This is a genomic window from Streptomyces alkaliphilus, from assembly GCF_014141535.1.
In the GTDB taxonomy this organism is placed as follows: Bacteria; Actinomycetota; Actinomycetes; order Streptomycetales; family Streptomycetaceae; genus Streptomyces; species Streptomyces alkaliphilus.
Genome location: NZ_VKHT01001151.1, coordinates 1 through 1,444 on the forward strand (window position 1 = coordinate 1; position 1,444 = coordinate 1,444).

Consider the following 1,444-nt stretch of genomic DNA (forward strand, 5'->3'; position numbering starts at 1 on the left):
CGCCCCTCCCGTCCACCGAACGGAGACCCCGCGTGACCGACCCGACCTCCCTCGACACCGCCGGGCTGACCGCCGGTTACGCCGCCGGGGACTTCACCCCCGTGGACGTCACCCTGGCCGTCCTGGAACGCGCCGCCGCGATCGACGCGGTCGTGAACGCCTTCGTCCTCCTGGACGCCGACGGGGCCCTGGTGGCCGCCGAGGAGTCGGCCGCGCGCTGGGCGGCGGGGTCCCCGCTCGGCCCTCTGGACGGTGTACCGGCGAGCGTCAAGGACATCCTGCTTCAGCGCGGCCGGCCCACGCTGCGGGGGTCGGCCGCCGTCGAACCCACCGGGCCGTTCGCCGAGGACGCCCCCTCGGTGGCGCGGTTGCGCGAGGCCGGGTGCGTGCTGTTCGGCAAGACCACCACCCCGGAGTTCGGGTGGAAGGGCGTGACCGACTGCCCGCCGCACGGCGCGACCGGCAACCCGTACGCCCCCGACCGCACCGCCGGCGGTTCCAGCGGCGGGGCCGCCGCCGCGGTGGCGTTCGGTGCCGGGCCGCTGGCGCTGGGCACCGACGGCGGCGGCTCGGTGCGCATCCCGGCCGCGTTCTGCGGGATCTTCGCCCTCAAGCCGACCTACGGCCGGGTCCCGCTGTACCCGGCGAGCGCCTTCGGCACGCTCGCGCACGTCGGTCCGATGACCCGTACCGTCGCCGACTCGGCCGCGCTGTTGGACGTCATCGGCCGGCCGGACACCCGGGACTGGTCGCACCTGGGCCCGCCGCCCGCCGGCTACCGGGCGGCGCTCGCCCCGCCGGCCGACACCACCGTCTCCCGTCCGCTGGCCGGGCTGCGGGTCGCGGTCTCCCCCGCCCTGGCCGGCTCCGGTGACGGACCGCCGGTCGCCCCGGCGGTCGCCGCCGCCGTGCGCGGCGCGGCCGACCTGTTGGCGGAGTTGGGCGCCGACGTGGAGGAGGCCGATCCGCCGGTGGGGCCGGTGGAGGAGGTGCTCGCGGCCTTCGAGACGCTGTGGTTCAGCGGGGCCGCCCGGGCCACCGAGTCGATCCGGGGCGCCGCCCGGGAGCGGATGGACCCGGGGCTGCGCGAGGTCTGCGCGGAGGGCGCCCGGTACTCGGCGCTGGACTACCTGGCGGCGGTGGACGTGCGGATGGCGCTGGGGCGGGAGATGGGGCGCTTCCACGAGCGGTACGACGTGCTGTTGTGCCCGACGCTGCCGATCACCGCCTTCGGCCTGGGCCGGGAGGTGCCCGAGGGGTCGGGGCTGCGGCGGTGGACGGAGTGGACGCCGTTCACCTACCCGTTCAACATGACCCAGCAGCCCGCCGCGAGCCTGCCGTTCGGCGCCGACGACGAGGGGCTGCCGATCGGGGTGCAGTTGGTGGCGGCCCGGCACGAGGACGCGCTGGTGCTGCGGACGGCGCACGCGATGGAACTCGCCGG

1 protein-coding gene is annotated in these 1,444 nt (G+C 77.1%); it reads left to right on the top strand.

Translation table 11 applies throughout. From position 1 onward, the window contains the following. Positions 1-32: 32 nt before the first annotated feature. The coding region (locus FNQ90_RS23045; RefSeq protein ID WP_182608113.1) for an amidase at positions 33-1,444 on the top strand (1,412 nt) is incomplete at its 3' end.